Genomic DNA, 25,426 nt, shown 5'->3' on the forward strand with positions numbered 1-25,426 from the left:
ATATAAAAAAGATTATAAATTTTAGTTGCATCACAAAATTTATTTTACTTCTTGTCGATATTTATTATTAAAAATAGTCAATAAAGAACAATTATTTTCATAAAACAATAATCAATTAAATATAGTTTAGCAAGATAATTTAAAGATTTATTTATATTTAAAGACGTTTACGTCGTTAACAAAATTATACAACTTTTAATAATATTTTTCAAGAAAAAAATTATACTCTTAAAAAGATATGGTATATATTTTTTTATTACTTTATGATAAAATAAATATGAATTTACGATTATTGTGTAAAAGAATATTTATTTCATCATATTTACCTCTTTAAATTTATCAAAGTGGAAATATGTTCAAATAAAATAAATAAGGAGGTAATTTTATGAATTTTTTTATAAATAAATTTTTTTCTTCTATCAAAGAAGAATTTGAAAAAGTAGATAAAGAAAACGAACCTGAAAATAAAGAAAATTTTTTCCAATCTCACCAAAGAAAAAAAGTTAAAACAAACGGCTCTGTTTTTTTACCGAGTTTGATTTTTATGATTTTGGTTTCTTCTATATATTTTTATATAGCATTACCAATAATAAATTTTAGACATATTTCTTTTTACTTTTTTCTTGGAATTATTGCAATTAGCTTTGTTATTTTTTCAAGTATGTTGGAAGATATAAAAAATATAAATGATAAATTTAGTAAAAGTCTTAGAAAAATTTTACTATATGTTTTGGGAATATCGGTAGGATTTTATGGTTTTGCATTTTTAATATCTTCTCCGGTTTTTAATGCGAAAAAATATTCTGCTCTAATAAACAAACAAGAAGGAATTTTTAAAGACGACGTAAAGCCTATAAACTTTAATCAAATTCCGGTTGTTGACAAATCAACTGCCGAAAGATTGGGCTCAAGAAAACTTGGAGAAATCGGTGGAGATTTAGTTTCACAATACGACATTGACCCGACATATCCACAAATAAATATTAAGGGCAAGCCTTTTAGAGTAACTCCTCTTACTTATTCGGGAATTGTTAAATGGTTTGTAAACCAATCAAAGGGTCTTGGACACTACGTTTCTGTTGACATGGCAAGTCAAGATACAAAACTTGTAAAACTTGAAAAGCCTATTTTTTACAGTTTTTCAGATAAACTTAACAGAAATATAAAAAGACATATTCGTCTTAAAAGACCGACTTATATAATCGGAGAAATAAATTTTGAAATAGATGATGAAGGCAATCCTTTCTGGGTTGCATCAGTTTTAAAACCAACAATCGGCTTAGTTGGCGGTATGGACGTTAACAAGGTTTTAATCGTAGATGCAAATTCCGGAGAAATTAAAGAATATGATAAAAAAGATGTTCCCGCTTGGGTGGATAGAGTTTATCCTGCAGAAATGATTGAAGAACAATTAACTTATAACGGTGTTTACAAAAATGGTTTTATAAATAAATATATAAAGCAAACAGGTGTTACAAAGCCGACTAAAGGATATAATTATCTTTCTATCGGAGAAGATATTTATTTCTATACAGGTATAACTTCCGTTCTTTCCGACAAATCAAATATAGGTTTTGTACTTGTAAATATGAGAACGAAGGAAACAAAATTCTATCCTGTTTCATCAGCAGAAGAATTTTCAGTTATGGAAAGTGCAAAGGGTAGCGTTCAAGAAAAAGGATATTCTTCAACATTCCCTATTCTAATAAACTTAAATAACAGACCGACATATTTTATGAGCTTAAAAGACGGTGCAGAACTTACAAAACTTTTTGCACTTATAGATGCACAAAAATATCAAAGCGTTGCAGTCGGTAGCGATATAAACGAAGTAGTTAAAAACTACAACAAATTAAACGCAGACTTAATCGACCCGAGTGTAGATAACAATTCTGCAGTTGAAAGAACAATTAAGGAAATAAAAGCCATAAACATTGAAGGAAACACATTCTTCTACTTTACAACCAAAGAAGATAATTTAATATATATCGCTGGAGTTTCAGTTTCAAACGATTTAATCTTTGCAAAAGAAAATGATAAATTTAAAATTTCAGGCTATAAAAACGAGGACGGAACATTTAATGTTACAGGCGTAAAAAAATAAGTATTTTAAAAGGTTATGCGTGGGCATAACCTTTTAATTTAATTCCAAGTAAAATTTCTAATTGAATCTATCCAATCATACATTGTACCATTTCTTGTTTTCATAGTATTTTAATCCATAGAACTTTTTAATCCTGATTCTCCCCAAGGATTCCAATAGTACTTATCTTTCTCATACCCATACACAACCATAGCACGAAAACCTTTGGGGTTATTCAAATTTCTACCTCAAGCATAAATCATTCTATAATTACATATTTCATCCATTATATCTCTAGCCCTAATATCTTTAGAAAATTCATAAGATAAAATCCTAGCACCACATAAGCTACACACCAAGGTTTATTATCTTGAGATTCTTTTGGATCCATGGGCAAAATCTTTTCTACAGGATAATTTGAATATCTTAGAGCGGGCTTCTCGTTAATATTTCTAACCTTTATTTTTAACAAAGGCTTACTTATATCAGAATATATGGCATCTTTAAAACTTCTAAAACCTTGTTCTTCAATTTTTACAATATCAAGAGTATCCGCACCACCAGTAGAACTATACTTTGTCTCAAATCTATATTTCCCAGTTTTTTTATTTAAATCATCTATTACTTTCATGAAATCTTTATCTGTGCTCGCAGTCCATGTCAATTTCCCTGTTTTAGGATTCTCAAAAACATCAAGCACTTGTACACAATTACCTTTTACATAAATAGGAAATTTAGTAGCTATAAACTTATCTTCATCAACGCTATATATTCCATAAAGTTCCCCAACAATAATATCAGAACCTAAAAATTTTTTTAACTCATCTCTTCCAAAAAAATTTTCCCAATTATTTCTTATATAATCTAAAATCTCATCACTATACTCTCCTCTCTGAACTTGAAGAGAATATTCATTATTTTCACTAGCAAAAATTGTTTTATTACTAAAATTTAAACAAAAAGCTATTAAAATAATTAAAATATATCTTAAGAATTTTTTCATGATTTTCTCTCCTAACTTTGTTCGAAATATAATTATAAAAAACTTAAAACAATAACTAATAAATTTATTTATCTTCGTTCTTATACCTCTTAGGATTATTACACTTCATAAAAATCATCCTCCATAATAAATATATCAATTAATTTTATTCGAAATAACACTTTATTGCATTTTATCATATAAAATTAAATTTGTCAAATATTTAAACTTTTCCACTGCGTTAAAATAGCTAATTTATTAAATTCACTATTTTAAAATTCTTATAATTTTCCCTTCCATTAAGAAAATTCTAAAATCAATCTCCCCATTTCTTCCATTCCACAATATCTCATAATTAATCGGAGTAAATCCTGCATTTTTGAAATAATTTTCCATTTCTTCTTTTGAAAAACCGTCATGTCCGTCAAAGTTTGGAAAATCTTTATGAAAATCCGGAGAAACTGTATCTAAATCCATTATAATGATTTTTCCATCATCTTTTAAATGTTCTTTTAACAATTTAAGCTCTGCATCAACATCAACAATATGATGAAAAGCAGTTAAACTATAAATAAAATCATATTTTTTATCTGAATTTTCTAAAAATTTTTCATCATTTATACTTATATTTTCTATTTTCATTTCATTGATTCTCTTTAAAGATTCCTCTCTCATCTTTAAAGACATATCCATGCAATCTACCTCTTTTAAGTCTTTAGAAAACAAAGTTGCCAAAAGTCCATCGCCTGAGCCTATTTCAAGAGCCGTTTTTTCTTTAAGATTTTCTCCTAAATACTTAAACATTTTTTCATAAACAGTAAAGGTACGATTTTCTCTTTCTTTAGTATTCCAAACCTTAGCCACTTCATCAAAATAATTATTACTCATATAACCTCCTATTTTGTATCCCTAGAAAGCCAAGGAATACATCTGTTGACTCTTTTACAATAAGCAATATATTCCTCTCCAAAAATTTCTTTAAGCCATACCTCTTCCGTTTTTTTAATCAAAACAGTTAAAAGTCCCCAATAAAACGGAATTGTAAACAAAAAATATAAATTATTTGAAATAAAACTAGCTCCCCAACAACAAAACATAAATGCAGAGTAAATTGGATTTCTAACAAAAGCAAAAACTCCAGTTGTAACTAACTTCATCTCTTTTATATTTCTTGAAATTTTCGACTGAAAAACAGCGCTGACCCAAAGCACAATCCCAACAAGCATACATGCAATACCTATAATCATAAAAGGAATTTTTAAAAACGGAACAATTCCACTTTTAAAATATCCTTTATTTTGTAAAAATACCAAAATATTTGTTAAAATTATTATAATACCCACATAAATAGGTCCAATTCCTAAAATTGATAATTTTTCTCTTTTCATAATTTACTCCTCATAATAATAACTATAATAAATATAACACAATGGATAAATAATATCAACAAAAAAATTACACAAAAAAAGAATGTTCATATTTCTATAAACATTCTTATTTTCAAATTTAAAAACTATTTTGCATAGTCAACAACTCTTGTTTCCCTAATTAAATTAACTTTAATTGTTCCGGGATACTCAAGTTCTTCTTGTATTTTCTTAATTATTTCTTTTGAAGTTAATAACATCTTATCTTCATCAAGAATTTCCGGTTTAACCAATACTCTTATTTCACGTCCAGCTTGAATTGCAAAAGATTTTTCAATTCCTTCGAATGAATTTGCAATAGCCTCAAGATTTTCTAAACGTTTAATATAATTTTCAACTGATTCACGTCTAGCACCAGGTTTTGCAGCTGAGATAGCATCTCCTGCTTGCACCAAAAGTGCTTCAACAGTTGAAGGTTCAACATCATTATGATGTGCTTCAATACAATGGATAACTTCACGTTTTTCTTTGTATTTCTTAGCCATCTGAACACCTAATTCTACGTGATTTCCTTCCATTTCGTGATCTATAGCCTTACCTATATCATGTAATAGACCACCTCTTTTAGCAATCTTAACATCAGCTCCTATATCAGCAGCTAACATTCCAGCCATATGAGCAACTTCTATTGAATGTTTTAAAACATTTTGTCCATAAGAAGTTCTATATTTTAATCTTCCTAAAAGTTTTATAAGTTCAGGGTGTAATCCATGAATATTAGTTTGATCACAAGCATCTTCACCTGCGATTCTAATACTATTTTCAACTTCTTGTTTTGATTTTTCAATCATTTCCTCAATTCTAGTTGGGTGGATTCTTCCGTCATTAATTAATTTTTCAAGTGCAAGTCTTGCAATCTCTCTTCTAACAGGGTCAAAAGAAGATAAAACAACAGCTTCCGGAGTATCGTCGATAATCAAATCTACTCCTGTCAAACTTTCAAATGTTCTTATATTTCTTCCCTCTCTACCAATAATTCTACCCTTCATTTCATCATTAGGTAAAGTTACAACACTAACCGTAGATTCTGCAACATGGTCTGCTGCATATCTTTGAATAGCAGTTCCAATAATATATCTGGCATTTCTTTCTGCATTATCTTTTGCATTTTGTTCAATCTCTCTTATAATATTTGCAGCGTCCTTTATACTTGCTTGTCTAACTTCTTCAAGTATAATTTCCTTAGCCTCTGCTGATGATATATTCGCAACCCTTTCAAGTTCTTCTTTTTGTTTTTCAACTAATTTTTCAATTTCAGTTTCTTTAACTTCTAAAGCTTTCAATTCTTTATTTAAACGTTCATTTTTCTTATCCAAATTTTCATTTTTCTTATCTAAATTTTCTTCTTTAGTAATCAAACGACGTTCTAACTTTTGAATTTCATTTCTTCTTTCTCTATTTTCCTTATCGCTTTCTTGTTTAATTCTATGCGCCTCTTCCTTAGCCTCAACTAATTTTTCTTTCTTTTTAGTTTCAGCCTCCTTAACCGCATCTTCAACAATTTTTTTTGCATGATTTTCGGCACCGCTTATAAGTTTTTCAGAAGTCATTCTTCTAAAAACATAGCCAACAACAGCACCAACAATCAAGAAAATAGGCATCATTAAAAATTCCTTTGGCATTAGTTTCACACCTCCTCATATTAAATTTTCAAGTTACAATTATCAAATTATTATTCCTTAAAATTAAACGTGATTTCTCACAATTACTATTTTACAACTTTTTTTACTTTTTGTCAATTTAAAATATTTAACAAATAAATATCCACTTAAAACAAAAACTTCGTAAAAAATAATTTTAAACGAAGTTTTTATAACAAAATATTATTTATTTATCAAATCCGGTTTAAATGTTGGAACCATATCTTTTAATATATCTGTAATATCTTTTTTATCCAAAGTGTTTTTAACTTTATCAAGTCTTTCAAGACCGTCTTTTAGTGCTTCTACATCATGAACTATCGGTTTTTCTATAAATATTTTTTCATACTCAGTTGCTACTGAATTTTCCAAATTTAATAGAAGTTCTTCATAAAGTTTTTCTCCCGGTCTAAGTCCGGTAATCTTTATATCAATGTCCTTATAAGGCTCAAAGCCTGAAAGCCTGATAAGATTCTTAGCCAAATCAATTATCTTAACCGGTTCACCCATATCAAGTATAAAGATTTCTCCACCTTTTGCTATTGCTCCGGCTTGTAATACAAGTTGACAAGCCTCAGGAATAGTCATAAAGTATCTTATTATATCCTCATGAGTAACCGTAACAGGTCCACCCTCTTTTATTTGATTTATGAAAAGAGGAATAACCGAACCGTTAGAGCCAAGAACATTTCCAAATCTAACTGCAACAAATTCAGTCTTTGATTTTTCATTAAAAGTTTGAACTAACATTTCACAAACTCTCTTTGTCGTTCCCATTACAGACGTTGGATTTACAGCCTTATCTGTTGAAATCAAAACAAATTTTTCAACGCCATGTCTATCACAGGCATTTAAAACATTTAGAGTTCCGAAAATATTATTCTTTATTGCAGAAGTTGAACTGTTTTCCATAAGTGGAACATGTTTATGTGCAGCTGCATGGAAAACTACATTAGGTTTATATTTTTCAAATATAATATCCATTCTAACTGCATCTCTTATAGATTCAATTTCTACAACCAAGTCCAAATCTTTATAATGTCTTAACAATTCCATTTGAATTTCGTAGGCATTATTTTCATAAATATCCAAAATTATCAATCTTTTCGGATTGAATTTTGCTATTTGCCTACAAAGTTCAGAACCAATAGAGCCTCCTCCACCGGTTACTAAAATTGTCTTATCTCCTAAGAAATCATTAAGTATCTCTTGGTCCAATTTAATTTCATCACGTCCAAGCAAATCCCCGATTTCAACATCTCTTAAATCTCTTACATTTAACTTATTATCGTCAATCAATTCATACATTCCGGGAATTATTTTTACCTTCATAGAAAGTTTTGAACAAATATCTGAAATATCCTTTTGAACTTCTCTACTAGCTGAAGGCATAGCTAAAATAACCTCATCAACCCTATATTCACTTATAGCTGAGATAATTTTTTCTTTTCCTCCGATAACAGGAATTCCCAAAAGTTCAGTTCCTATTTTATTTTTATCATCGTCAATAAATGCAACTACTTTATATCCAAGCTCTTTATGTTTTCTAAGTTCACTTAACATTAAAACTCCAGCATCTCCTGCTCCGATTATCAAAACCCTTTTAACCTTATCAACCGGAATAGAAAAAACTAAATTTTTTCTAGCTTGTGAAAGGTATCTGGTTCCTGTAACAAAAAACATATCTATTACAAATACAAGAGCTATAACGCTTCTTGGAAATCCAACATTCATTGAGATTAAAAACATTCCTGTAACTACATTTGCAACGGTTATGGCCATAAAAATTTTAAATAACTCTTTAAAATCAGCATATCTCCACATCGTTCTATAAAGTCCAAACAATACAAATATAATAATTTTTATTAAAATTATAGGAACTATCCACCTAACATACATATTCCAGTAACTAGTAGGAATTTTCCAATCAAATTTTAATAGAAAACCTAGATAGTAACAAAGATTAATTACAATTATATCCAATATCATCAAAAAAATTTTTCTAGCCATTTTACTCTCCCAATTTAAAATCTGATGCTACCAAATTTTTTAAATATTCTTTTATAGAATCTCTATTTAACTCATCTCTCAAACCATACTCAACACTTGCAATTAAAACACCGGTTTTATTCCCAACATCATAAGTTTTTCCGTCAAATCTATGTCCTAGCAATTCTCCTTTTAGAGTCAGTTCGTTTAATGAGTCGGTAAATTGTATTTCTCCATTTTTACCGGCTTTTTGATTATCTAAAATATCAAATATTTCATTTTTAACAATATATCTTCCAACCATTGCTAAATTAGAATTTGTTTCATCGATATTCGGTTTTTCTATAAGCCTTGTAGAATCAAAAATATTATCTTCTATTTCTTTTCCTTCTAATATTCCGTAGTTATGTCTTTTTTCGTCAGGAACAAATTCAACACCAACTACAGTTTTATCATATTTATTATAAATATCCACAAGCCTACTTGTACAAGATTTACCTTTACAATCAATTATAACATCACCCAAAATTACGCAGAAATCTTCCCCGTTAACGGCCTCTTTTGCACAAAGAATTGCATGACCTAATCCTTTTTGTTCTTTTTGAACAATGAATTTTATTTTGCATTTCAAAACTTCTTCTAATGTTTTTATATCTTTTTCAGAAACATTTTTTGATGCCTTAACTCTTTCATCAATCGGAACATTAAAATGTTTATCGATTGTAAAATAATCTTCATTTACAATAAGTATTACTTCATCAATTCCTGCATCTAAAGCTTCTTCAATAACATATTGCAAAGTTGGCTTATCAAAAATCGGTAGCATCGCCTTTTGAACAGCCTTTGTTGCAGGGAACATTCTTGTTGCAAGTCCGGCAGTCGGTATAACAACTTTTTTTATCTTCATAATTACACCAACGCCTTCAAATTCTCTATTACAAAGTCAACTTGCTCATCAGTTAATAAAGTATGAAGTGGTAAAGTTATTTCAGACTTATAATTTTCATAAGCATTTGGATAATCTTTTATATCAAAGCCTAAGTTTTTATAAGCAGTATGCATTGGTAATGGCTTATAATGAACATTTGTAGCAATTTCTTTTTCAGCCATTTTTGTGATTATCTCATTTCTTTCGCTTTCAGTCGCACCCTCAATATTTACGATATAAAGATGACAACAAGAATTTCTTCCGTCCTCAAAGTGAACAAAAGGTTTAACTCTAGTTCCTTCAAATCCTTTATTATACTTTTCTACAATTTCAAAACGTCTTTTCAAAAGTCCCTCATATCTCTTTAATTGAGCAAGTCCAATTCCGGAGGCGATATCTGTTAAATTACATTTGTAGTTCGGAGCGACAATGTCGTACTCCCAAGCACCAAGTTTCATTTTTGAAAGAGCATCTTTTGACTGTCCATGTAAAGATAACAGTTGAAATTCTCTATAAATTTCTTCATCATCTAAACCTAAATTTTTATTCCAAGTTACAGAGCCACCTTCGGCAACTGTAAAGTTTTTAACTGCATGGAATGAAAAACAAGTAAAGTCTGCAACACTTCCACTTGGTTGCCCTTTATATTTAGCTCCAAATGAATGGGCAGCATCAGCCATAACTATAACTCTTCCGATTTTTTCTTGTAGTTTATTATTAGGTTTAAATAAAGCTTTTTTTCTCTCTACGATTTTAAAAATTTCATCGTATTTACAAGGTTTCCCTGCCAAATCAACAGGAATGATTACCTTTGTTTTCTCAGTAATAGCATTTTCCAAAGCGCTTAAGTCCATAAACTTATCTTCTTTGTTACAGTCAACTAAAACAATCTTTGCACCAACATGGTCAATAACACTTGCAGATGCAGTATAAGTATATGCACAAGTTATAACTTCATCTCCTGCTCCAACTCCAAGTAGTCTTAAAGTAAGATCCATACAAGCAGTTGCAGAATTTAAGCAAACAGTTTTATTTGTATTTGTTAAAACTGAAAGCTCTTGTTCTAATTTTTTTGTCTTTGGTCCGGTAGTTATCCAACCTGATTTTAAAGCGTCAACAACTTCGTCAATCTCTAATTGGCTAATGTCCGGTGGAGAAAATTCTATTCTCATATATTAAATCACTATCCTATCTATTGTTATTTTTGCTGTTGTTACTATTATTTTCGTTAGAATCAGTAGTAATCTTAGCACTGTTATTATCATCTAAATCAGCACTCTTTTTACTTCTGTCAATAACAGCACCTTTTCCCTCTTTAATATTTTTAATTAAAGATTCTTTATCGGACTCATCAACGACTATATATTCAACATTTGTAACTTTTTCTCCTGTTGTCTTATTATCTTCAATAACGACTTTGCCTGTATGAAAACTTTGGCAACCAACAAAAGAAAAACAAACTAAACAAAGTGCTAATAAATTTCTTTTCTTCATAAAAAGCTCCTATTCGCTATCTTTTTCAATCATAGGTTTCATTGTTGGGAAAAGTAAAACGTCCCTTATAGTTTCTTGATTTGTAAGGTACATAATAAGTCTATCAATACCAATTCCCATACCACCAGTTGGAGGAAGTCCGATTTCAAGCGCATTGATGAAGTCATAGTCCATCATTTGTGCCTCATCATCTCCATTTTCTCTGGCTTCAACTTGTTTTAAAAATCTTTGCTTTTGGTCTATTGCATCATTTAATTCGCTAAATGCATTTGCAATTTCTCCACAGTTTACGAAAGCCTCAAATCTTTGAGTATATCTCTTATCTTGAGGGTCTCTCTTAGCAAGCGGACTGATTTCAACCGGGTGCTTAGTAACAAAAGTCGGTTGAACCATATATTCTTCACAGAATTCTTCGAAGAATAGAGAAATAATTTCTCCTCTTGTTGTATTTTCAGTAACTTCTATTCTCTTTTCAATAGCTATCGCTCTTGCCTCTTCATCAGTTAAAATAGTTTCAAAGTCAATTCCTGCATATTCTTTTACAGCATCAACCATTGAAATTCTTCTCCAAGGTGGTTTAAAGTCAATTACTTTTCCTTGAAGTTCAACTTCTGATTTACCAACAACTTCCATACAAACAGTATAAACCATTTCTTCGCAAAGTCTCATCATTTCTTCATAATCAACATAAGCTTGATACAATTCTATCGCAGTGTATTCAGGATTGTGTAGTTTATCCATTCCTTCATTTCTAAACATTCTTCCCATTTCATAGACTTTATCGAAACCACCAACGATTAATCTCTTTAAGTATAATTCATTGGCAATTCTTAAATACATATCAATGTCTAAAGTGTTATGATGAGTGATGAAAGGTCTTGCATTTGCACCACCTGCAATTGTATTTAAAATTGGAGTTTCAACTTCCAAGAAGCCTCTGCTGTCAAGATATTTTCTAATAGAAGAAATAATCTTACTTCTCATAACAAAAACGTCTTTAATTTCAGGATTTACTATTAAATCAACATATCTTTGTCTATATCTTAAGTCAACGTCCTTTAATCCATGGAATTTATCCGGTAAAAGTTGAAGTGATTTTGTAAGTAAAACAACTTGTGAACTTCTAATAGAAATTTCTCCGGCATGAGTTGTGAAAACTTCCCCTTCAACACCAACAATATCCCCAAGGTCTAAAGACTTAACTTCTTCATAGCTTTCGCCTAAAACATCAAGCTTATTGAAAAGTTGGATTCTTCCTGAAAAGTCTTGCAAGTCCATAAAACAAACTTTACCATGACCTCTTTTAGTCATAATACGTCCTGCAAGTCTAACAACTTTTCCCTCATAATTTTCATAATTATCTTTTATTTCTTTAGAATAAATTATATCTTCAAACTTTTCAATTTCGTGTGGGTCTTTTCCCGCTTCTATCAATTCTTGTAGCTTTTGTCTTCTAACCAAAAGCATCTCATTTAGATTTTGTTCTTCCACTATATCACTCCTTAATTTCTCTTTATATCTTCTATTTTATAATCTACAACATTTCCATTTGGTAATTGAACTTGAACTTTAGTTCCTTTTTTCTTTCCTAAAATAGCTCTACCAACCGGAGATTCATTTGAAATTTTTCCTTCAAGAGGATTACTTTCAGCAGAACCTACAATTGTATATTCCATTTTTTTCTTAGTAGCAACTTGTACTAAACTAACAGTAGCTCCAACACTAACAGTATTGGTATCTATCTCTACCTCTTCAATTATTTTTGCATTAGCAATCATATTGTCAAGTTTTACGATTTTTTCTTCTATTTGAGCTTGTTCATTTTTAGCCTCATCATATTCAGAGTTTTCAGAAAGGTCTCCAAAATCTCTTGCAATTTTTATTTTTTCTGCTATTTCTTTTCTCTTAACAGTTTTTAATTCTTCTAATTCTAATTCTAATTTTTTTAACCCCTCAGCAGTCAAAAATATCTCTTTTTCGTCCATAACACTTCTCCTTATAAAAAATTACAATTTTATTCATACCATTATACTAAATACAGAAGAAAAAGTCAATTTTTGACTGTTTTAAATGATAAAAAATCCACCCTTTGTAAGAGTGGATAAATTTATTTACAAATTTCAAATCCGTTTATAATTGAATCTTTTATTTCGTCCTTTGTTCCTTTAATAATTCTGGTTCTATAAGATAGAGATGCAGGACTTTTTTTATCCCACAAATTATCAAACCAATTCAAAAAGGCATCTGTATCATAATTAACAGCTACAAGCTCGACATAAATATCGTCTATTTTTGTTCTACATATTGCTCTATTACTTTTTATCTTTGAAATTCTAATTATATTCCCTGAAAGCCTATTTTTATAATTAGGCATTCCTGATGCTCCATTGTTGATTACAACTTTTGAATCTAATTTCAACATCGCAGGGGAACAAGTATGCGTGCAAGCAATAATATCTATTTTATGCTCAGAAAACCAATTTACCAATTCTTTTTGTCTGTCTAAATCAGATAATTCTTCTCTCGACAATCCCCAACCGGCCAAAGATTTTTCATCACCATGAGTTATAAATATTTTTTTATCTCCAACGGATACAATCATTGCCTTTTTTCTTTTGCTAAATGAATTTAATATTTCTTCATCTTTTTCAACTGAATTTTTTAATAATCTATGAATTTCATTTGACCTTTTAACTACAACATCGCTAACGCAACTTGGATACGAACAGCCACAACCCACTTGTAAATCTTCTTTCCTTAAAATTTCAGCCTCAACATTTCCAAGCAATGCCGTTGTAACAAAACTTTCAATATATTTAAAAGTAGCTATATCCTTATCGAACCAATGTATATCTCCGTTGTAAATAATTGAAACTGAAAACTCCTCTTCTAACTTCATCTTTTCAATTTCGTCTAAGGCAAATTTATTTCCATACAATCCACCAACAACATATAGAACTACAGCCGTTGGAATTTCACTTTCAAAAACTTCTCTTTCTATATCATAATCTAAAGGACAAGTTCTTCCTGGAATATTCATATATGACTCCTTATTTTTTCTCTAAAAGTTTTGAAACCAAACCTGGAATTACATATCCTAAAGTACATAAGATTGAACCGTAAACATTAACTCCTAAAAGAAGTGCTTGGTCGCCTCCTCCAATGGCAAATGCTGAAGGAATTAATTTTAATGTCAACGCCAATCCTAAAATAATTCCTGTCCAAAAACTTAAATGAAAGCCCAGCTTTGTAGGTTTAACAAATCCATGTAACAAAAATACCGGAGCAAGTCCTATAACCATAGTACCACTTATAGTTGTAGCCTTTAATATATCCGTTCCGATAATCATAGGTAAATTTCCAATTATCGCTATTGCAATCATAACTATTATTGCGATAGTTTTTGATTTTTCTCCATAATCTTTTCCACGCATTAAAGGTAAATCGTGAGCTGTAAGTTTTCCAAGACTTGCAAAAGTTGAGTCCAAAGTTGACCCTGCTGCAGAAACCATTACTGCAAGCATAATAAAAGAACCTGCAATTCCCATTTTTTGAGCTAAACTTGCCGGAATGTTTGATGATACAGGAAGTCCTAACAGTCTTGAATGAATTCCTACAAAACTGAATAATACTATTGCTAAAAATCCTAAAAGTCCTGAAACGATAAATGCTTTTAACATAACTTTTTTCTCACATAAAAATCCTCTATCTGTAAGAACAGGGTCGTGGAATGGATAACTGAAGATTTGAACAAAAGAAACCAATAACATATCAACGCCTGTATTCATCTTCCAAGTCCCCTCTGTAACCAATTCTCCGATTGAGTGTTTAGGTAAGATTGTAAATATAATTAGCAATACAAAAATTGTAAATACAACTGTTTGTATCATATCTGTAATGATTGAACTTCTAAGTCCACCTCTAACTGAGTAAATCAAAGTAATTATTGTAAAAACAGTAGCTGATAAAATAAAGCCTTTACTTCCCGGAGCTCCATAATATCCTCCAACTACTGAAGTATTACTCCAAACCTCATTGAATAATCTAATCAAAATCGCTGCTGAGAAGAATATTGCCGCTGATTTTCCGTAATTTTCAGTTAAAAAACTTATTAAACCCTTTGCTACATATTTTGCTCTTAATCTATAAATTGCAAATCCTGCTAAAGGAATACATAGCCAATAAACTGCATAGGCAACTCCTCCAACAATTCCATATTTAGCTCCTAAATTCGCAGCATTAGTTACAGATTTTGCAAAAATCCAACTAATAAACACACTTGAAGTTAATAAAAAATAAGAAACGTCCTTTCCATTTTTATCTTCTCCTCTAAAAAATCCACCTAACGAAACTTTTTGTGGGGAAATCATAAGCATACAAATTCCATAAACAACTAAAAATCCCCAAAATAATAATCCTGTTTTATCCATAAAACTCTCCTAAAAAAATCTCACTCTTTCGAATGGCATATTTTATAAAAATAGGTATATAAATTTATAAATATATACCTATTTTATTATTAAATTCTTATATATTATTCATTTTTTAAAAATTTTATTATATTGATATTTGCAATAAATATAATAAAAATCAAAATAATTTTACTTGTATAAATATCAATATCTAAAGGACAAAACTCTTTAAAATCATACAAATATCTATTAAATTTATTAAATGTAAAACCAAAAATTAAAAATATAATTTCAAAAATCAAAAATATTTTAAATTCATCTAATTTTTTAAATATCTTAATTTTTAATATATTAAAAATTACTATAGAAAATACAGTTGAAACTAAAATTATCTGATAAGAATGAATTCTCATATCAATCCATATATTTAGGCTAATTAACGCGGATATAAATAAGCCTAAAATAATACCTATAATAAAATATATATAGTTTTGTAAAATTTTATTTAACAACTTCATAATTTATTATAACTGCTTCTCCATCAGATGGTAAAACTTTAGCATTTCCTCTAAATTCTACCTTTTTTTCTTTTTCAACGCTACCATAAGGATAGGTATGATTACTTGAAATTCCTACAAGACATGAATCTAAACAAGTTAAACAACCTGTATTTTTATTATTTGAACGTTCTAAATTCCCTGTAAATCTAATATCTATAGGATTTTTATTTGAATCAATGATAACTTCATTTATATCCTTACCTTTTTCTTCCCCTTTCCAAGTAAAGGTTACTTTTAATTTTGAACCTTCTGTTAAAGTTGAGGTTGCATTTTGTTCAGTCATATTATTTCCAGGTACAGCTCCTATCTCTACTAGAGCTTTATAAAAATCAGATGGTTTTGTAAAAGATTTAAAAATTGCTTTATCTGCAAATTTTCCAGTTTCTGAAATAACTGCATGTCTTGTATTTGTAAGTAGATATTTTCCATTTACAACAGCAAATATTTTTATCTTTTTATTTTCTTTATCTACTTTTATGTTATTTTGTTTGTCCATTCCAAATAATGTTAAATCTTTACTAACAGTAGATTTTTTAGAACAAGCACTAATCAATATAGGCATTAAAAATAAAATTAAAACTAATAATTTTTTTCTCATATTATTTCCTCCATTTATTTTTATGTTAAAAATAATCTTTTAACAAATTTTTCATAAAATAAATATCCGTAAATTCTTTTACTTTTTCAAAAGTATCCATATTTTTTATCAGCTTATCCTCATCAAGATATTCAAGATAAGCATTAATACACCAACTAAGTGCCCTTGAATACATATATGGCTTATATAAATTTACTCTTTCTTTAATATTTATTTTTTTATTTAAAAATCTTTCATAATTTTTGAAGAAGTTATCTTCATATTCTCTTGTTGTAATATAATCCGTTTTCCATTTTGTCGTTGTAACGACTACAAAATGTGTTATATCTTGGCAAGGGTCTGAAACAACAGCTTTCTCCCAGTCTATCAAATAACCTCTATCTCCAATTATGAAATTATTGGAATTAACTTCCGTATTATTTAAACATAAAATTCTATTTTGTTCAAAATATTTTTCATCACTTTTATTTTTTTCAAGGTAATTTAAAAATTTATCAAAAAAGTGTTTTTGTTCATCACTTACTTTTTTACTTGAAAAAACGTCTTTAAGCCAAAAATTTGCCTCATTTATCCTATCTTGAAATAAATTTGTTTCAACGATAAATTCACTATGTGAAGAAACATCCAGCGAATGAATTTTTGCAAATATATTACTTGCAACTTCTCCGTCTTTTTCGTAAATAAGTGGCCTACCCTCCAAATACTCCATTAGAATAACACCATTTAATAACTTTTCAGAAGAATCATCAACATAATAGACCTTTGGTGTAACACCCGATTTTTCTAAAAACTTAAGAGTGTCGTACTCATATCTTATCTGATTTGGTAAATTCATCTGACTTCTTGAATTAAGTCTTAAGACGAATTTTCCCTTATCCGTATTTAGAAGATAATTTATATTATATTCTCCCTGTTGCAAAAAAGTAATTTCATAGTTATTAATTCCTAATTTGCTTTTATTTTTTTCTATATAATCTATTACTTCTTTCAAAATTTCTCCTAATTTACTTTTTTATGTTTTTCATTGTAAATTTTCTTTATTAAGAAAATCAAAATTGAAACTGCAAATAAAATAAATAATCCTGTAACAAAAGTTTTTGAGCCACCTGTTAAAGTTCCGCCAATATATGAATAGATTATAGTTGCCGGTAATTGACCAAGTCCTGTCGCCCAGATAAAACTCCAAGCACTCATCGAAGTAAGTCCTGCTGCATAACTTATCGGGTCAAACGGAACGAATGGCAAAAGTCTTGCAATTAATATTGTATATTTTCCATATCTGTCAAAGAAAATTTCCACCTCATCAAGAGCAAATTTTGTTGCAAATTTTTCAGCAGTTTCTCTTCCTAAAAATCTTGCAATGTAAAAGCAAAGAATCGCGCCTGCCATTGAGCTTGTCCAAGATAAAACTGCTCCAAATTGCCAACCGAATATAGCCGCATTTGCAAATGTTATAAAAAATGCAGGAATAGGTGCAGCGATTGATTGGAATACCATTAACATAAATGAAATGAAAATTGCCCAATTTCCATATGATAAAATATATTTCTTTACATTTTCTAAAACTTCGTCTGTACTTGAGCCTTTAAATAACAAAATAAATTCCTTTATCTTATCATTAACCGGCTTAACAAAAATACATATCAGCACAATGGCTAAAACTGTTAGTATTTTTATAATCGTAGATTTTTTTAATTTCATTTTTCCTCCTTAGAACACGTCTAACTAATTTCTCCACCTCAAGAGCTACCTGCTCCTGCAGTACAACCATAGCAATGATTTCCAAGAGCGATTTTTCTCTTTGGAAAATCACAATTTTTATAATCTGAAATATGTACTTTATCCGAATTTATCTTTAAATCTAATGCTTGATTAAAATCACAGTCAAAAATATAACCGTCATAAGATACATTAATTTCATTTCTACACATCAAAAACTCAACTGTATCTTCATTATAAGCGTTAAAAAGTTTAAGCATATAATTTTTAAGTTTATCTTTTTTATAAAGTCGCATACCAAATCTACCGATTGGATTATTAGTTATCGTAAATAAATTTGTAAAAATAATTCCATATTCATCTAACAATTTTTTTCTATATTCAGTTTCTAAACTTTCTTGTGAATCAGGCAAAAAAGCACCATCAGGATTGTAAACTAAATTCAAAGGTAATTCTTTACCATATCCCACAGCATTTAATTTTTTCAAAACCTCTATTGAGTCCTCATACACTCCGACACCTCTTACACCGTCGGTAATTTCCTTTGTGTAAAAAGGAAGAGAGCAAAATATTGTAACTCTATTTTTAGCATAAAAATCTATTAAATGTGAATACTTTTCATCTAATAAAATTGTTAAATTCGTTCTGACAATTACTTCTTTCGCAATCTTTCCAGACTCCTCAACTAAATATTCAAAATTAGGCATCATTTCAGGTGCACCACCTGTTATATCCATAACTTTGAAATTATGTTTTTTAAAAACATATAAGCAATCGTCCATAATCTCTTTTTTCATATATTCTTTTCTATGAGGTCCTGCCTCAACATGACAATGCTTACAGGCAAGATTACAAATCTTTCCTATATTAAGTTGCATTGTATCCATACTTGAAGTATATAAAAATTTTTTATTTTCAACTTTTTCAAAAAATTTTGGAATATAATTTAAACATTCCAAAACTTTTCTCGAAAATTCTATTGTATTTGAAAATGAAATCTTTTCATCTTCCTGTTCTTGTTCTTCTTCAAAATTTCTTTTAATTAAATTAAAAATACTATCAACTCCTATAATTTAATTTCTGAAACAGTGTTTTTCATTGTAAAACCATTTACAAGTGTTATACCGGCTTGCATTGAAGATGCAACATGTAAAACTTCTGTTAATTGTTCTTCAGTTACTCCCATTGAAATTAAAGTTTGAGTATATGCATCTATACAATAAGGGCAACGAGTAGCAAAAGCAACAGCTAATGCACAAAGTGCCTTTTCTCTCTTTGTTAAAGCTCCATCTGAAGTACTATCTCCATAATATTTTAAAAATTCGTCCCATAATTTTTTAGCCTCTTCACCTAAAACTCCATTTGCAAAATTGCCTAAATCTTTCTTTTCAAAATAATTGTTATTCATAAAAACACACTCCTTAAATATATATTTTCATAATAAAATTATATATCATTTTTAATCCTCTTTCAAATAAAATTTTTTTATGGATTTATGTGCAATTATAAGAACTTTTTATACAACAATGTTTTTACCAAAAATGACTTTTAATATTTCATATTTTATGTTAAAGTATATATGGTGATTTTATGAAAGAATATGCTGTTATAATTTTTACACGATTTCCGTCAAAGAATAAAGTAAAGACAAGACTTAGCAAAGATATTGACACAAATCTAGTTTTAAACATACATAAAGCAATGGTTTTGGATACTATATCCGTTTGCAAAAATGATTTTTCCGATATTTTGTTATTCATAACGGAGTTTGAAAAATTAAACGAAGAAAATAAAAACTTTTTTGCCTTTGAAAAAAATATTTTTTCTCAAGGCGATTATCCTTTCGGAGAAAAAATGAATTTTGCATTTAAAAAAGCCTTTGAAATGGGATATAAAAAAGTTATTTTAATCGGAACCGACATTCCGACTATTTCCAAAAAAGATATAGAGACTGCACTTAAAAGCTTAGATGACTTCGACGCCTGTATAAACAAAACTTTCGACAAGGGATATTATCTAATAGGCTTAAAAAAGCTATGTAAAAATTTATTCGACGAAAAAATTTTTGAAACTGAATCAGTTTTTGAAAATACTATAAAAGTTTTAGAAAAAGAAAATTTAAGCTATACAAGTGCTAGAATTTTAAGAGATATAGACAATAAAGAAGATTTGGATTTTTTTGTAAAAAACGAAATTAATTTTTCAGAATATGAAAAACTAAAAAAACTATTAAAGGAGTGTTACAATGAGTAAGAAAAAAATTATTACCTTAATTTCAGTTATTCTTATAGTTATTATATCTTATTATATTTTCAAAATTTTCACTCCTGAAAAAATTAGAAATATAATTCAAGGATATGGTAAAAACGCATCATTCATTTACATTTTACTATTTTCGATTTTACCGATATTTTTCTTTCCCGTTCCAATTTTGGCAATTGTGGCTGGAATTTCATTCGGTCTTTTTGAAGGTGTTCTTTATACAATGATTGGTGCAATGATTAACAGCTCCATAATGTTTGTAATGGCGAAAAAATTTGCAAAAGATAAAGTCGTAGAGCTATTTAAAACTAAGATAAGCAAAAAATGGTATAACAAGATGATTGCAATAGAAAAGAATAATGGATTTTTGATAATATTTTTGTTGAGATTATTGCCAATCGCTCCGTATAATGTAATAAATTATCTTTCAGGACTTACCGAAATTTCATTTTTAAGATATTCTCTTGCAACTTTTTTGGGAATCATTCCAGGAACATTTGTATTTTTAAATGTTGGAGATAAGGCGATAAATGTATATAGTGTAGAATTTGTAATTTCTCTTTTAGGCTTTTTGTTGCTAACTATATTTTCGATTATTTTGATAAAAAAAGTGGATAAAAATTAATATGAAATTAGCAGTTATAGTTCCAATTTATAATGATGATAAAATGATTGAAAATTTACTTGAGAAACTGAGTAATTTCAAAGAGATTGACGAGATAATAATTTCAAAAGCAGTTGACGATTTTAAAGAAAATGAGGTAGTAGAAAAAGAATACAAAGGGATAGAATATAAACTTTTGATTTCAAAAAAAGGCAGAAGTACGCAGATGAATACCGCCGTAAAATATACGGATTGCGATATTTTGTGGTTCATTCACGCCGATTCAGAATTTTTAAATTATGATATTGATAAAAAAATAAAAAATTTGATAGAAAATGAAAATATTAAATGTGGTGGGTTGAAAATAAAATTTAATCCAAACTCAATACTTTTGTCGATAATTGCATATCTTTCAAACCTTAGAGCAAAACTTTTTAAAATTTGTTTTGGTGACCAAAGTATTTTTATAACAAAAAAACTGTTTGAAGATATAAACGGCTTTAGAGATATTCCAATAATGGAAGATTTGCAACTTTTTATTGATATAAAAGACAATCAAAAAGATAAAAAATATTTTAAATTATTAAACGAAAAAATAATTTCTTCTTCCAGAAGATTCAAAAAAAACGGCACCCTAAAAACAATTTTTAAGATGCACAAATTAAAAATAATGTATTTTAAAGGTGTCGATACAAAAGAATTAAATAAAATTTACAATAACATGAAAGATAGATAGCTAAAAAGCTATCTATTTTCTATTTCTCTTATAAAATTTTAATTTCAAAGCGTTTTTAAAGTAATTTAAATCCACTTTTTCTTTAACACCCAAAATTTCACTTAGTATATGCTTAACATTTTTTACATTTGACTTTCCAAAACTTGCAGAGCAACTTGCACAATATGTATAAATATTATCCTTAATTTCCGATTTAACCTTATTCATCATTTCATCAGCCAAATCTTTCTCCTTAGACTTTGCTCCTCCACCCATTCCACAGCACATAACTTTTCTAAACTTAACTTTTCCGTTCGGAACAAAAGGCTTAATTTGTTTTAGAAGTTCATTCGTTCTTTTATCAGGACAAGGCATAAAAATTTCTGCCTCATCATCAATCACATTCAAAAGATTTTCTTCCTGCAATTTTTGATAAATAGAAATAACTTCTATATTTAGCTTATCCATATGCCCTTTAAAAAAATAAAAACAATTCGGACACATAGTTACAATTCTTTCAACACCTTTTTCTTTATAGATCTTTTTAAGTCTTTCTAAATTTTTTTCAAAATCTGAAATAAGTCCACTATCTTCAAGTGGTTTTCCACAGCAATCAATGGAAAAGTCCATTTTACCCTCAAACAAATCAATCAAATACTTTGTAGTTTCAGGATAATGTCCCGGAAAAGCACAACCGAACATCAAAACATCCTTTGACTTTATCTTTGAATTATTTCTAAACTTGTAGGGAGATTTCATAAACTTTACAGCCCCATAGCCACCTAAATCTTCTCTATGTGCAATTGCAACTTCTGCTCCGTCTAAATCCAAAGGACAAGCTCTAAGACAACTATCGCACATAAAACAACTCTTAGCAAGCGAAGGATTTTTCGCAAACTCTCCCAAGTCGATTTCATATTTAGTTAAAAACGAGCATTTTTTCGTACAAGCGCTACAATGAATACATTCATCAGCGACTTTGTTTAAATATTCTTTCATTATTTCCTCTTTATGTAATTATTTAACTAAAATTTACCCTTAAAAATTCAACATAAACAATTACAAATTTTCAATATGTCTAGACTTCGTATTCACCTACAAAGCACCATCTTGAAAATGATTCATCATATAATCTAACTTTAAAATTCAACATAGTTAATATTTCATAAACTATTGACGCTCTAATTCCTGTCGTACAATAGACAATAATTTCATCTTCTTTTGAAATTCCCTTATCCAAAATCAAACTTTCTATTTTTTCATTAGACAACAAATATCCCTCATCATCATACATTTTGGTATATGGAAAACTCATTGAGCCTTTTATATGTCCACCGAATTTTTCTCCAAAAATTATATGACCTTTGTACTCCTCTTCATACCTAACGTCCAAAATTTTCACATTTTCGTTTTTGTATATATTAAGCAACTCATCTGTTAAAATTGACTTTTCATATTCTAAAAATGCAGGGCTTTCCAAATCTATATTTGACTTTTGTAACATAGACTCGTCAGTTATCTCCTTAACAAATTCAGTTTTTAAAACTTCATTTACTCCACCGTCTAAAATGTAGCTTTCAATTCCACAAAAATTTAATAAAAACTTAAATCTTCCGTCCTCTCCCATACCACAATTTTTTGTAGTGTTTATATAAACTAAAACCTTAGAATCTTTATTTATTCCATATTTTGAAAATTTTTCAAGTAATAGCTCTTTTTCAAAAGGAAGTCCAACATATTTACAATCTTGTCCGTTCAAAAAAGTAAATTCTTTCCAATCCAAAACAACAGCCTTATCGTAGATAAAATCTCCAACCTTTAACATATCCCCTCTTGCATCGATGACAACAAAATTTTCACAATTTCTATTTTCTAAAATAAAATCTTTTCTTACAACAAAATCATTTTTAAACATAACAAACCCCTTATTAAATTATCAAATTTTTTAATATTACAATTAGATTTCTATATCTGCTACCTTACTCCATAAAGCAAAAGATTCGTGATAAATTCTAACATTATAACCTAACATTTTAAAAATTTCAAAAATTAATGTAGCTCTTAAAGCAGTTGAACAATATAATATGATTGTATTTCTTTTTGAAATTTTCATTTCTATAATCATTTTTTCTATTTTTTTGTTATCTAATAAATACCCATCATTATCATAAATTTTTATATGAGGAAAATTTATTGCACCTTTTATATGACCACCTACATAATCATCAAAAACCATAGTTCCATCATATTCTTCTTTATACCTTACATCTACAATTTTAATATTTTTATCTTTATAACATGAAAGTAGTTCTTTAGTTAAAATTGAACTTTCATATTCTAAAAAAGGCTTATTTATAAAATCTATACTTACATCTATAGTTTTATCATTTTTCTTATAAAATCCAGACTTTATAACCTCATCAATTCCTCCGTCTAATATATAACAATCAATATCACATAAATTTAAAAGATATTTTATTCTTCCATCTTCTCCCATAGAATTATAGTTTTTTGTATTAGTATATACTAATACAATTTTATTATTATCTATATTATATTTTAAAAATTTTTTTATTAAAACTTCTTTAGAATAAGGAACATTATCATAATAATCTCCTACATCTATTGATAAAAAAGAAAACTCTTTGTAATCTAAAATTATAGATTTATCATAAACAAAATCATTTTCTGTAAGTTTAAGTCCTCTTGCATCTATAACTATAAAATTTTCATTATTTCTATTTTTTAATATAAAATCTTTTCTTACAATAAATTTATTTTTAAACATAACATTCCCTACTTTTCTAAATGTTTATAATAAACTTGAGTTCCACATTCACCATAACCTTCTTTTGAAAGTTCTTCAAACACTTTTAAAACATCTTTAAAAACTTCAAATCCCTTATCAGGTAAAAAGCTATTTGCAAGTTTTAAATCTTTTAAAAAATGTTTTGCATAAAACATAGCAGAAAAATCATTATCTAAAATAGCAGGAATATTTTTTAAAAGCTGTGTACTTGATGCAGAACCTTCTTTTACTGCATTAAAAACAGTTTTTACATCAAGACCTACAGATTTTGCATAATAAATTCCCTCACATGCTCCTGCCAAAGCCCCTGCTATCATAATTTGATTTGAAAGCTTTGCTTGTTGTCCAAATCCTTCTTTACCTTGATAAACAATATTTTTACCTAAAGCGTTAAAAATTGGTTTTGATTTTTCAAAAACATCAATATCACCACCAACAAATATAGTAAGAGAAGCATTTTTTGCTCCAGTATCTCCACCTGTTACAGGTGCATCTAAAGCATTAATTCCTTTTTCTTTTGACAATTTATAAATTTTTTCAGAAAGTTTAGGATCACTTGTCGTCATGTCAATTATAATCGTATTTTTATTTACATTGTCAATAATTCCATCATTAAAATAAACTTCTTCTACATCTTTAGGATATCCAACAATGGTTATAACAAAATCTTTATCTTTAACACATTCTTTTATAGATGATTTACAAACAGCACCAAATTTTTCTAATTTTTTTGCTTTTTCTTGATTTCTATTGTAAACATCAACACTAAAATTATTTTTCAATAAATTTAAAACCATATACGATCCCATTATTCCGGTTCCAATAAATCCAATTTTCATAAAAATCTCCTTTAATTTTATTTATATAAAAATTGCTTATATTTTTATACACATTAATTATAAAACATTTTAATAATTTTTTAAAGTATAAAAAATATTTTTGATATATGATATTAAAATTTTACTGTACATTTGTTGATATAATTTTTATTTCATCTCTGATAATGATTATTTAAAGTTCAAACAACATTATTTTAAAATAGAACATATTAACATAAAAAAATATTTTTATGAAAAATTGTATTTTTATGTTTTAAAAATATAATTTAAGGTATATATTAGGTGTGTGGTAGTGTTTAAAGATAATAAACTCCTCCCATAAGTTTTCCTTTTCTTCGCTACCACACTTACATACTGACAACATA

26 protein-coding genes are annotated in these 25,426 nt (G+C 28.3%); 4 read left to right on the forward strand and 22 right to left on the reverse strand.

Annotated elements, in window-relative coordinates:
- The first annotated feature begins 385 nt into the window (after positions 1-385).
- Positions 386-2,104 carry a hypothetical protein gene (locus IBJ83_RS04390; protein WP_201275532.1) on the forward strand — a complete coding sequence of 573 codons (1,719 nt, stop codon included), beginning with the start codon at positions 386-388 and terminating at the stop codon, positions 2,102-2,104.
- A 265-nt stretch (positions 2,105-2,369) separates the two neighbouring features.
- Here IBJ83_RS04390 and IBJ83_RS04395 read toward each other — a convergent pair whose 3' ends face one another.
- The 18 genes from IBJ83_RS04395 to IBJ83_RS04480 all read right to left on the reverse strand — a co-directional run bounded on the left by IBJ83_RS04395 (position 2,370) and on the right by IBJ83_RS04480 (position 19,240).
- Positions 2,370-3,086 (reverse strand): hypothetical protein, encoded by a 717-nt coding sequence (locus tag IBJ83_RS04395; RefSeq protein WP_201275533.1) that lies wholly within the window; start codon positions 3,084-3,086, stop codon positions 2,370-2,372.
- 246 nt (positions 3,087-3,332) lie between these two features.
- Positions 3,333-3,953 (reverse strand): class I SAM-dependent DNA methyltransferase, encoded by a 621-nt coding sequence (locus IBJ83_RS04400; RefSeq protein WP_201275534.1) that lies wholly within the window; start codon positions 3,951-3,953, stop codon positions 3,333-3,335.
- 8 nt (positions 3,954-3,961) lie between these two features.
- Positions 3,962-4,453, reverse strand: coding sequence for a methyltransferase family protein (locus IBJ83_RS04405; RefSeq protein WP_201275535.1), 492 nt, complete (start codon positions 4,451-4,453; stop codon positions 3,962-3,964).
- Positions 4,454-4,578: 125 nt separating this feature from the next.
- Positions 4,579-6,114 carry a ribonuclease Y gene (gene rny, locus IBJ83_RS04410; protein WP_068475054.1) on the reverse strand — a complete coding sequence of 512 codons (1,536 nt, stop codon included), beginning with the start codon at positions 6,112-6,114 and terminating at the stop codon, positions 4,579-4,581.
- A gap of 201 nt (positions 6,115-6,315) precedes the next feature.
- Positions 6,316-8,142: a polysaccharide biosynthesis protein gene (locus IBJ83_RS04415; RefSeq protein ID WP_068475052.1), complete on the reverse strand. Its 1,827-nt coding sequence runs from the start codon at positions 8,140-8,142 to the stop codon at positions 6,316-6,318.
- A gap of 1 nt (position 8,143) precedes the next feature.
- Positions 8,144-9,028, reverse strand: coding sequence for a UTP--glucose-1-phosphate uridylyltransferase (locus tag IBJ83_RS04420; RefSeq protein WP_068475049.1), 885 nt, complete (start codon positions 9,026-9,028; stop codon positions 8,144-8,146).
- Positions 9,029-9,030: 2 nt separating this feature from the next.
- Entirely contained in the window at positions 9,031-10,221 is a 1,191-nt protein-coding gene (locus IBJ83_RS04425; protein ID WP_201275536.1) for a DegT/DnrJ/EryC1/StrS family aminotransferase, read from the reverse strand.
- Positions 10,222-10,237: 16 nt separating this feature from the next.
- Positions 10,238-10,543: a hypothetical protein gene (locus IBJ83_RS04430; protein WP_068475043.1), complete on the reverse strand. Its 306-nt coding sequence runs from the start codon at positions 10,541-10,543 to the stop codon at positions 10,238-10,240.
- Between the two features lie 9 nt (positions 10,544-10,552).
- Complete coding sequence (gene lysS / locus IBJ83_RS04435; protein ID WP_231698865.1) at positions 10,553-12,010, reverse strand: lysine--tRNA ligase; 1,458 nt, start codon at positions 12,008-12,010, stop codon at positions 10,553-10,555.
- A 35-nt stretch (positions 12,011-12,045) separates the two neighbouring features.
- Positions 12,046-12,528 carry a transcription elongation factor GreA gene (gene greA, locus IBJ83_RS04440; protein WP_068475035.1) on the reverse strand — a complete coding sequence of 161 codons (483 nt, stop codon included), beginning with the start codon at positions 12,526-12,528 and terminating at the stop codon, positions 12,046-12,048.
- 122 nt (positions 12,529-12,650) lie between these two features.
- Positions 12,651-13,583 (reverse strand): metallophosphoesterase family protein, encoded by a 933-nt coding sequence (locus IBJ83_RS04445; protein ID WP_201275537.1) that lies wholly within the window; start codon positions 13,581-13,583, stop codon positions 12,651-12,653.
- Positions 13,584-13,593: 10 nt separating this feature from the next.
- Positions 13,594-14,973, reverse strand: coding sequence for an SLC5/6 family protein (locus tag IBJ83_RS04450; protein WP_201275538.1), 1,380 nt, complete (start codon positions 14,971-14,973; stop codon positions 13,594-13,596).
- 104 nt (positions 14,974-15,077) lie between these two features.
- Positions 15,078-15,368 (reverse strand): hypothetical protein, encoded by a 291-nt coding sequence (locus IBJ83_RS04455; protein ID WP_201275539.1) that lies wholly within the window; start codon positions 15,366-15,368, stop codon positions 15,078-15,080.
- Between the two features lie 88 nt (positions 15,369-15,456).
- A complete protein-coding gene (locus IBJ83_RS04460; protein WP_201275540.1) occupies positions 15,457-16,113 on the reverse strand; it encodes a YdjY domain-containing protein in 657 nt (218 codons plus the stop codon).
- Between the two features lie 25 nt (positions 16,114-16,138).
- Positions 16,139-17,104 (reverse strand): aminoglycoside phosphotransferase family protein, encoded by a 966-nt coding sequence (locus IBJ83_RS04465; RefSeq protein ID WP_201275541.1) that lies wholly within the window; start codon positions 17,102-17,104, stop codon positions 16,139-16,141.
- A gap of 8 nt (positions 17,105-17,112) precedes the next feature.
- Positions 17,113-17,814 carry a TVP38/TMEM64 family protein gene (locus tag IBJ83_RS04470; protein ID WP_201275542.1) on the reverse strand — a complete coding sequence of 234 codons (702 nt, stop codon included), beginning with the start codon at positions 17,812-17,814 and terminating at the stop codon, positions 17,113-17,115.
- Between the two features lie 38 nt (positions 17,815-17,852).
- Positions 17,853-18,791 (reverse strand): arsenosugar biosynthesis radical SAM (seleno)protein ArsS, encoded by a 939-nt coding sequence (gene arsS / locus IBJ83_RS04475; protein WP_201275543.1) that lies wholly within the window; start codon positions 18,789-18,791, stop codon positions 17,853-17,855.
- A gap of 107 nt (positions 18,792-18,898) precedes the next feature.
- On the reverse strand, positions 18,899-19,240 hold the full coding sequence (locus tag IBJ83_RS04480) for an arsenosugar biosynthesis-associated peroxidase-like protein (protein WP_068475023.1): 342 nt from the start codon (positions 19,238-19,240) through the stop codon (positions 18,899-18,901).
- Positions 19,241-19,422: 182 nt separating this feature from the next.
- Here IBJ83_RS04480 and IBJ83_RS04485 point away from each other — a divergent pair, with 182 nt between their 5' ends.
- From IBJ83_RS04485 to IBJ83_RS04495, 3 genes are read left to right on the forward strand one after another with little or no spacing between them, the layout of a single operon-like run.
- Entirely contained in the window at positions 19,423-20,085 is a 663-nt protein-coding gene (locus IBJ83_RS04485; RefSeq protein WP_201275544.1) for a TIGR04282 family arsenosugar biosynthesis glycosyltransferase, read from the forward strand.
- Positions 20,078-20,719 (forward strand): TVP38/TMEM64 family protein, encoded by a 642-nt coding sequence (locus tag IBJ83_RS04490; protein ID WP_201275545.1) that lies wholly within the window; start codon positions 20,078-20,080, stop codon positions 20,717-20,719. Before IBJ83_RS04485 ends, IBJ83_RS04490 begins: the two co-directional genes overlap by 8 nt.
- A 1-nt stretch (position 20,720) precedes the next feature.
- Complete coding sequence (locus IBJ83_RS04495; RefSeq protein ID WP_201275546.1) at positions 20,721-21,434, forward strand: TIGR04283 family arsenosugar biosynthesis glycosyltransferase; 714 nt, start codon at positions 20,721-20,723, stop codon at positions 21,432-21,434.
- Between the two features lie 12 nt (positions 21,435-21,446).
- Here the strand turns inward: IBJ83_RS04495 and IBJ83_RS04500 are convergent, their stop codons facing one another.
- From IBJ83_RS04500 to IBJ83_RS04515, 4 genes are all read right to left on the reverse strand, one after another.
- Positions 21,447-22,412 carry a (Fe-S)-binding protein gene (locus IBJ83_RS04500; protein WP_201275547.1) on the reverse strand — a complete coding sequence of 322 codons (966 nt, stop codon included), beginning with the start codon at positions 22,410-22,412 and terminating at the stop codon, positions 21,447-21,449.
- A gap of 79 nt (positions 22,413-22,491) precedes the next feature.
- Entirely contained in the window at positions 22,492-23,328 is an 837-nt protein-coding gene (locus tag IBJ83_RS04505) for a sulfurtransferase (RefSeq protein WP_201275548.1), read from the reverse strand.
- Positions 23,329-23,370: 42 nt separating this feature from the next.
- Entirely contained in the window at positions 23,371-24,201 is an 831-nt protein-coding gene (locus tag IBJ83_RS04510; RefSeq protein WP_201275549.1) for a sulfurtransferase, read from the reverse strand.
- A gap of 8 nt (positions 24,202-24,209) precedes the next feature.
- Positions 24,210-25,061 carry an NAD(P)-dependent oxidoreductase gene (locus tag IBJ83_RS04515; RefSeq protein WP_068475002.1) on the reverse strand — a complete coding sequence of 284 codons (852 nt, stop codon included), beginning with the start codon at positions 25,059-25,061 and terminating at the stop codon, positions 24,210-24,212.
- Positions 25,062-25,426 lie beyond the last annotated feature (365 nt).

This window comes from Parvimonas parva, from assembly GCF_016552165.1.
In the GTDB taxonomy this organism is placed as follows: domain Bacteria; phylum Bacillota; class Clostridia; order Tissierellales; family Peptoniphilaceae; genus Parvimonas; species Parvimonas parva.